Here is an 8,216-nt window from a genome sequence, read left to right as displayed (position 1 = left end):
AACTTTTCGCTGGCAATGGATATCAATGTGCGAGTGAGCGTTGTGTCCGTTTTGGGCTCGCTGCGTCATCCGCAGTCGAGCGAGTTAGCGTGCTTTGGCCCAGTGGAACTCGCGAGGAATTTGGACCGCTACGCCAAGGCGGCGAGTACGTTCTCTGCGAAGGCAGTGGCGAAGCATTTCAATTGCTCCAGCCCTAGCGTGAATCGCCCCACGCGTGAAATAGTGAGGCCGGTAGGTGAAAAAACTCATGTTTCGATCTTCGTTCTCGGCGGCTTCCGATTCTTGGCTTCGCCTGGTCCTGTATGTTACGTCCGAGTTCAGCTGCGGTTAGTGCCGTTTTCTGTTTCTTTAGGCGATGTTTGTGGCACTGGAGGCGTATTTCTTCTGGTTGCAGAAGTTTTGCGTCCCGTATTTTTCTTTCGGTAAAATTTTCAACGCAAAATCGTGGTTGCGCCAATTTTTCTATGCTGACAGACCGAAGGAATATGTAAACTTGGTCACATGCGGCCGTGTTTTTCTTGATGTGTCGGTTGCATGTCTTTTTCGTTTGCTGATTCCAGCGACACCACAGGCTCTTCGGTATGCCGTTTGACGCTGTGCGACACGTCTATCATTTAATTGGATTCCTTGATAATGAAAAATATCTCAATTGAGGTGCGTGAAAGATCAATTGTCTTGGCTGCATTGTTTTTGGTGGCCCCATTCGTCGTCGGCTGCGGAGGGTCAACGGCCAATACGGTCTCGGCTCCGCCCACGAATGTTCAGACGCCCGAGGAAATGGCGGCGCAGCAAAAGGCTTACATGGAATCGCAGAAAGAGATGGAGCAGCGAGACAAACAGTATCGCTAGGACGTGTGAAGCTTCGTCGTCCTGTTTTCGTCCTTCCATTTCAAAATTCCGCTCACTCACAAAACATCGCGTTATCTACCAAGCGAATGACGTTGGTTTTTGTTCTTTTCTTTTTTCGGAGTAAGTAAGATGATTCATTTCAAGCGAAGCCAGCGCGGCTTCACGTTAGTAGAGCTGCTCGTCGTGATTGCAATCATTGGCGTTTTGGTCGGTTTGCTGCTTCCCGCAGTGCAGGCGGCTCGCGAGGCGGCTCGCCGCATGCAGTGCAGTAACAACGTCAAGCAAATTGGCTTGGGGCTGCATAACTACCATGCGGCGTATAACAAGTTGCCGATGCAATCGGGAGGCACCCATGGTGGTCCCGTCAATAATGCCAAGATCCTCAGTTGGTTGATTCCGGTGCTGCCGTTTATCGAACAGCAAGCTCTGTATGAGCAGATCGCGAACCCGCTGGGGAGTTATCCGGCGATGGGCCCTGTGCCTTGGGATAAAGGCTATGACCCCTGGCGAACCACCGTCGGGTCGTACCGTTGTCCTAGTGATCCAACGGTGGGAGTTCCTGGCGAGACCGGTCTGAACAACTACTCGGCATGTGTCGGCGACTGTTTCCAAACCACTCACACAGGCGGTGTGAACGCCGATGGAACGGTTGGCGACCAAGGTGCCAAGCAGCGGCTTCGGGGTGTGTTCGAAACCCGCTACTTTACCGGTTTTCGAGACATTCTTGACGGTACCAGCAACACAATCATGGCGGGTGAAATCGTCACCGATGCGGGCCGGCTGGAAATCATTGGCCAACCGAAAATGGATCAACGCGATCCCTTCTTTGACAATCCACAGCAGTGTTACGTCGACAATGTCGATCCGCAGCGTCCTCAGTTCTACAAGGACGCCAGCAATACGGGTGCCGGCGATCAACGACGTGGAAAGCGCTGGGCCGATGGTCGTCCGATGTTCACCAGCGTGAACACTGTGCGTCCACCCAACAAGGAAAGTTGTCTATGGGGCGGCGACGGATCGGACGGAAGTTACACAATGGCAAGTCGTCATCAAGGCGGCTGTCATGTGTTGTTTGCCGATGGTGCGGTCAAGTTCATTACCGAAAGCATCGAATCGGGCGACCAAACCAAGGGGAACATCCCCCGCACCGGTTCGGTCCCCGGGCAAGAGAGTCCCTACGGTTTGTGGGGAGCCCTCGGAACCAAAGACGGAAAAGAAACCAAGCAGCTTGATCAATAGTCGGAATCCCCTGATCGGCTCGTGCTGAGTCGGTTATTTCCCGATGCATCAACGTTTGCTTGATTTGAATCCTATTGAAAAACTAGGGATGCGCACCTCGTGCACCCTGGTTTTTTTATTGCCGTTGCAAGGTTAGCGTGGCCTTGGGGGGCGTCATTCACGTAGGTTCATGCCATCGGCTTCTTCGATTGTGATCACTTGGTCGACCCGCAGGTTGTCGAGTTGCTGAACGAGTCCGCTGGGCCAGCGGACTTCGATTTGGCACTCGCGATCGAATTCGCCTAGGCCAAAAACGAGTACCGGCTCGGAGGTCGAAAGGTAACTGCCACCCCCAACCAATTCTTGCACGTGCTGGACGTCTCCGGCGGTGACCGTGACGCGGCATCCGGTTCCTTGGCGAGGCGATTGGCGGCCAATCAGGTTGAGTTTTAGCCAGTGTCCTCGCGGCGAATCGTTGCGCAGTAGTGCCGAGGGGGTGTTTTGGTGGACGACCGCAATGTCCAGGTCTCCGTCGTTGTCAAAGTCGAGCGTGGCAACGCCTCGTCCAACATACTTGCCGGCAAAGAACTTGCCGACACGCTCACTTGTTTCAATCCAACGTGATCCGTTGTACTGAAAAAACTGAGGCCGCATTTTTAGGATCGGGTTGTCAGCATAGTTTTCGACATGCCCGTTGGTCACAAACAGGTCTTGCCATCCATCGCAATCAAAATCTTGCATCACCGTTCCAAACGCAAGCGATTGTAGCGTCGGTGTATGTAGTCCCGTACGCCCGGTGATGTCCTGGAATCCTGCATTGCCCAGATTGCGGTAGAGCGTATTGGATTCTTCGTAGTAGTGGGTTGCATAGATATCGAGGAAGCCGTTTCGGTCGAAATCGGCGACTGCCAAACCCATGCTGGCTTGCAGCAGCCCTTCGTAATTCGACGCGCATCCGAGCAGTAGTCCACGCTCGTCAAACTGACCGTTTCCTTGGTTGTCAAACAGGAAATTGGCGGTGGTGTCGTTGGCAACGTAGATGTCAGGGTCGCCGTCGGCATTGAAATCGGCGACGGCAACGCCAAGTGATTTGCCGCCTGCAGCAACCAATCCGCGAGTGTCCGTTTGCTCTGCAAACGTGCCATCGGTTTGGTTGATGTAGCAGGCGTTCGGCCATGGCGGGATTTCACGTGGATGGCAGATGCGGTTTTCGCCTTTTGAATTACGGCAGTTCAGCGGATGCTTTGGATCGTAGGTTACATAATTACAAACGTACAGATCGAGCAATCCGTCGCGGTTGAGGTCGGCAAAGGCGGCCGAGGTGCTCCATCGATCGCCGTCGCCGGTGTTGCTGGTCGGTGTGACATCGCGAAACGTGCCGTCGCCTTGGTTGGCGAGCAGCGTGTTTTTGCCGACGCAGGTGAGGTAGACGTCCTCGAACCCATCCGCATTAAAATCGCCGATCGTTACGCCTTGTCCGTAGCCGTATCGCCCAAGCTGCGCGGCATGGGCGACGTCCGCAAAGGCATTGATCTGCGGGGCACTTCGATGCAATGTGTTACGAAACAGCGAAACGGCGGGCTGATGTGGGCTGGTGTCCGCCGCCGGATCACCGCCTTGGCTGAAGAATAAATCAGGATGTCCGTCTCGGTCGAAATCCAGCACACCGACGCCACCGCCGACCGCCTCGACCATCAGCGATTCGCCAGTCTCGCCATTTTGGTAAACAAAATTTAGACCCAGCCGTTTCGCCACATTGGTGAAGTGGATGCGATCCGTAGCAGTCGCGGTTGGAAATCCGTCCGAGGGTTGCAAGCCGGAGTCGGCGTCTGCGGATCTCAGGTCTTCGCCAAATAGTTTGCTCTCCGCACTGGGGGTGTCTGCCGCTACGGTGCCGGACGCCTTTGGTCGATCGAGCGGTTTGCTTGGTCGCTCGTTTTTGCACCCGAGGGCGGGGATGAGTGCCGCAATTAGTAGTAAGAGAACAGGGCGGATCAATCGAGTGTTCCTCGATAGGAAGAAGGAAGCTAAGCCAGCCATCGCTAGGGAGTGGTGGTGGTCGCTGCGTTGGAAATTTGCTCGATTCGAATTGCCAATTGGTCGGCCACGCTTTGGTCGTTCATCGTGACCGAGTATTGGTGCAATTGCTTGAGCACGTTCACGGGTAAGATTTCGATCGTAGAGAGTCCGAGGATCGATTTGCGTAGCTGCGTTCCCATGGATGCGATTTCAAGCGCTGTTTCTGCTTCGCTCGTGCGGTTTTGCAGTCGTAGTGTCTCGGCAAGTTGAGTTTGGCTTTTCCAATCATAGGGATCTTTTGCGATCGCTTGGCGAAACGACTGTTCCGCTTCGGCGAATTCATCCCGCATCCGGTGTAGCCAGCCTTTATAGCGAAAAAAACGTGCATCATTCGCGGCACTGGCGGGGACCTGCGACAATAAACTGACCACCTTTTGGACGTCGCCACGGTCAGAATACGTGCTTAGCAGAATCGCCAGTAGTTCAGGGTTCTCGGGATAACGCTCAAGTGCAGCAAGTAGTTGGCTTTCCAGTTGGGTGAGTTCCGCTTGTCGTTGGTTGGTGTCGACCAGGGCGTCCGCGGATTCGCCGAGGCCGATGGTGCGAGCTTCGTTGACCAGCATCGCGACCTCAAATAATTCCTTGTTCTCGCCACTTTCCAACCACCGTGCATTGGACTCTTTGCCCGTGCTGTAGACGATCGAATCGAGGCTGATTAGGTAGACGTAGGTCGCCGGAGAATCGCTTTCGTTTTCAATCGCTAGGCGTGCTTGCGCGAGTGCCTTGGCTCGTTGGGCGGTGATCCCGTAATGTCGCAGCAGTTCACGTTGGGCTTCGATTGATCGCGAGTTGATCGTGGTTGCTTCTTTGAGTTTTGTTTCACCGATCATGGGGCGGTTGAGCGGGCCGAGGAACAGTTGTGCCTGCTGAACCTTGGCGTGGGCCGCCGCTGGATCGGTGACTGGGATTTGCGATAGCAGGTTGATTGCTTGTTCGAAGGAGCCCCGGTGCTGGGCGGCTTCGGCTGCGTACATCAGAGCCATGGGCGAATCGGGATCCCGGTCAAGCCACACGTTCGTTGCGGCAGCGACTTGGTCCCAGTCCTGAGCCGCGCGTGCGGATTGCACCATCGTGTGGAGCTGGAACAATTGGTATTGGCGAGCGAGCATCACCGCAAGGATGGCCCCGGCGAAGATGATTAAAAGTGCCGCGATCTTTCCGCGATTGTGTGTTGGTTTTGTGTCGCAGTCAGCGGTGTGGGCCGCCGTTCGCGGTTGGCGTGCGTTGCGGGCCATGGGCCGTTTTCCTAGGACAGCGGGCAAGAAGGAAGATTGTGTTCTAGCACGTGCCAGGGTGATGTGGGGTCGGTCGGTAAAATATCTCATTGTTTTTGCGCAGTCGCTCATTGAGCCAAGTGTTTTGTGTGCAAACAATTTCAATGAAGTTTGGCGTGGTTCCTGTCCTTATGCCTTGTGTCCCCTTTCATTGGTGTTGGATTGATGAAGAAAAGTGCATTTTTGTTACCCGTTAGCGTGTTGCTAATTTCCATGTTGGTTCTCGGGTGTAATCAGGAGACACCGAACATGACCACTGCGCCACCGCCACCTCCGACCCCCGAGCAGTTGAAGGCTCAGGCCGAGCATTATTCCGCTCCGTCTGCTCAAGATCGACAGCAATAGGAATTCGCAATCGCCTTTCCCGCGATCTTTTCTTAGTGCCGTCATTCACGGTTCTCCCTGTTGCGTCGCTGGGTGTCGGGTATCGATCTCGACACGGTGGTTGAAGCGATGAATGGCAGTGATTTTCGCTTGGTTTTCAGTGTCCATATGGGCTGAAGTCAGTCGGTGTGTCGCTGGACGGGGGGCAACGAGGGGGGACTGCGTGCTGCGATTTAGCCGGTTCCGCCGCCAACCGCGGTCTGCCATGGCATGAAAACGGGGGTGGTAAAATGCATCAGTGTTTATGCGTGAAAACTCATTGGAACCCGCTGCTTTTCTGGGTAATAATTGAGTTTACTCCTGTCTTGCGGTCTTTAGTGCCGCGTTTGTGGCCGTTTATGACGCATTCGCGAGTTTGGTGAATGGCGAGTTTCGATGTCGCTGAAGTGGCAAGATGTGTTAGCGATGTGTTGTTCTGATGGCGAGTCAGGTTGTCAGGTGGATCGATAGATTCCTCCTGCTTTTCACTTTTTATTGAGGGGTCTTATGAGAATGTACGTCAAACGCCAGGGGTTTACCTTGGTTGAATTGCTCGTCGTGATCGCCATTATTGGTGTTTTGGTTGGGCTTTTGCTTCCTGCGGTGCAGGCGGCTCGTGAGGCGGCTCGCCGCATGCAGTGCAGCAACAACGTCAAACAGATTGGCCTTGGGCTGCATAACTACCACGCTGCCTACAACCAGTTGCCCAAGCAGGCTGGAGGAACGACACCTCCAGGAACGCGGTCCAATGTCAATTTCCTCAGCTTCTTGGTGGGGATCTTGCCGTTTGTCGAGCAGCAGTCGATGTGGGAGCAGATCAGTAACCCGTCAACCGTCAATGGGAATTGGCCTGCGATGGGACCCGAAACTTGGAACACTGGCTATGATCCATGGCGAACCACCATCGGAACCTATCGTTGCCCAAGCGATCCGTATGTTTCAGCGCCAGGGCAATTTGGTAGTAACAACTACGCCTGCTGTATTGGCGATGGTATCCCGTGGACCGACCGCGGAGGTGTTGACGATGCAAACAGTACGGTGAACCCGGCGGCGGACATGCATTTACGAGGGATGTTCAAGACGCGTCGCGTGACCGGTTTCCGCGATACGCTCGATGGATTGTCCAACACGATCATGGGCGGCGAGATTGTGTGTGATGCAGGTCGTCGCGAGATCATTGCGCAGCCGGTGTTCATCGATAATGGTGATAATCATTTCAATCCAACGCACCCGAAGTGCACGACTAACGCGATTGATCCGGCGCGTCCGCAGTTCTACGTCGCGTCGGCAGAGCTTCAGTACAGTAAGGTCGATGAATGGCGAAAAGGCCATCGCTGGATGTGCGGGTTGCCGATGTATACTGCGATCAACACCATTCGGCCTCCGAACAAAGAGAGCTGCATGTCGCACAATAGCGATGGCCGCGAAGGAACCTATACGGTGAGCAGTCGGCACCAAGGCGGAGCCCACGTGTTGATGGGCGACGGTGCGGTCAAGTTCATCACCGATTCGATCGAAGCGGGTGATCAGACGGTAGGGATCACCGTTCCCGGGATGGCCAGTCCTTATGGTTTGTGGGGAGCGCTGGGGACGGCAATGGGCAAGGAAACGCAGACGCTCGAGTAGCCGCGTTGTTCTAATCGAATAAGCAAAAAACGGGTCGGCTCTGATGAGTCAACCCGTTTTTTTCATCATGTAAGCGGTGTTGATGTTTTGTAGCGGTGCGGCGCAAGTTGATCCGTCTGGGGCGAGCGTTTTTGCCTTCCGCAACCGGACGGCTTGCGCCGTGCCGCTACCTAAACCGGGCGGCTTGCGCCGTGCCGCTACGACGTCGCTTTGGTGTTGACGTACATCATGCGAAGCGCGTGGAGCGCCTCCGAAAGCATTTTGGATTCATCGTCGCTGAGGTTGCCCTTGGTCTTTTCACCAAGCATATCGATCGTGTCGATGTAATGCTTGGCAAACGGTTTGTTGACCTTCGCTTCCCCGCTGGCTGGATCTGGGATCTGGCCTAGTGTCGCCATCGCTTGCGTGAAGAGCATCGAAATCAGCACTTCGAACGAGGCTGGAGGTGGGCTCTGTAGCGCCGCCTCTTGGTCCGCTTTTTGGGCTTCGCCTGCGGCTGGAGTCTTTTGCTCGGAGGTCACCGATTTGTCGTCATTTTTTTCTTCCGCCGACGCGTCCTTGCCGCTGTTTGGCTCGGATTCCGCTTTCGCGCTGGCGGCTTCTTTTTCTTTGGCGACCTGTTCTTTCCAGTCGCTGTCAACGATGATTTTCGGTTCTTCGGACGAAGTTTCGTCGTGGTTGGGGTCGCTCATGACAATACCTTTGAAATCGATGATGTGTCGAGAGTGTGATTTCAGTTGCGCTTAGCGCTGGCTAGTTGCGCTTAGCGCTGGCTAGTTGCGCTTAGCGCTGGCTAGTTGCGCTTAG

General features: G+C 54.7%; 7 protein-coding genes. 4 read left to right on the top strand and 3 right to left on the bottom strand.

Going from position 1 to position 8,216, the window contains the following annotated elements; all coding sequences use genetic code 11:
• The 3 genes from RMSM_RS18690 to RMSM_RS18680 all read left to right on the top strand — a co-directional run.
• Nucleotides 1–197, top strand: a 197-nt coding sequence (locus tag RMSM_RS18690; RefSeq protein ID WP_040768036.1) for an ASPIC/UnbV domain-containing protein, incomplete at its 5' end; no start/stop codon positions are given.
• Nucleotides 198–633: 436 nt separating this feature from the next.
• Nucleotides 634–849, top strand: a complete 216-nt coding sequence (locus tag RMSM_RS18685; RefSeq protein ID WP_008699675.1) for a hypothetical protein — start codon at nt 634–636, stop codon at nt 847–849.
• A 129-nt stretch (nt 850–978) separates the two neighbouring features.
• On the top strand, nt 979–2,088 hold the full coding sequence (locus RMSM_RS18680) for a DUF1559 domain-containing protein (RefSeq protein WP_008699673.1): 1,110 nt from the start codon (nt 979–981) through the stop codon (nt 2,086–2,088).
• A 153-nt stretch (nt 2,089–2,241) separates the two neighbouring features.
• On the opposite strand, the gene RMSM_RS18675 is transcribed toward RMSM_RS18680, so the two are convergent.
• Nucleotides 2,242–4,065, bottom strand: coding sequence for a CRTAC1 family protein (locus RMSM_RS18675; RefSeq protein ID WP_160168318.1), 1,824 nt, complete (start codon nt 4,063–4,065; stop codon nt 2,242–2,244).
• 44 nt (nt 4,066–4,109) lie between these two features.
• The gene (locus RMSM_RS18670; RefSeq protein WP_008699671.1) at nt 4,110–5,381 is read right to left on the bottom strand and encodes a tetratricopeptide repeat protein; all 1,272 of its coding nucleotides are present in this window, start codon (nt 5,379–5,381) and stop codon (nt 4,110–4,112) included.
• 915 nt (nt 5,382–6,296) lie between these two features.
• Between RMSM_RS18670 and RMSM_RS18665 the strand changes: the two genes are divergently transcribed.
• On the top strand, nt 6,297–7,409 hold the full coding sequence (locus RMSM_RS18665) for a DUF1559 domain-containing protein (protein ID WP_008699669.1): 1,113 nt from the start codon (nt 6,297–6,299) through the stop codon (nt 7,407–7,409).
• Between the two features lie 197 nt (nt 7,410–7,606).
• On the opposite strand, the gene RMSM_RS18660 is transcribed toward RMSM_RS18665, so the two are convergent.
• Nucleotides 7,607–8,101 (bottom strand): DUF1844 domain-containing protein, encoded by a 495-nt coding sequence (locus tag RMSM_RS18660; protein WP_008699668.1) that lies wholly within the window; start codon nt 8,099–8,101, stop codon nt 7,607–7,609.
• Nucleotides 8,102–8,216 lie beyond the last annotated feature (115 nt).

Origin of the sequence: Rhodopirellula maiorica SM1 (genome assembly GCF_000346295.1) — a bacterium.
Taxonomy (GTDB): Bacteria; Planctomycetota; Planctomycetia; order Pirellulales; family Pirellulaceae; genus Novipirellula; species Novipirellula maiorica.
This window is presented reverse-complemented; position numbering and strand designations above follow the sequence as displayed.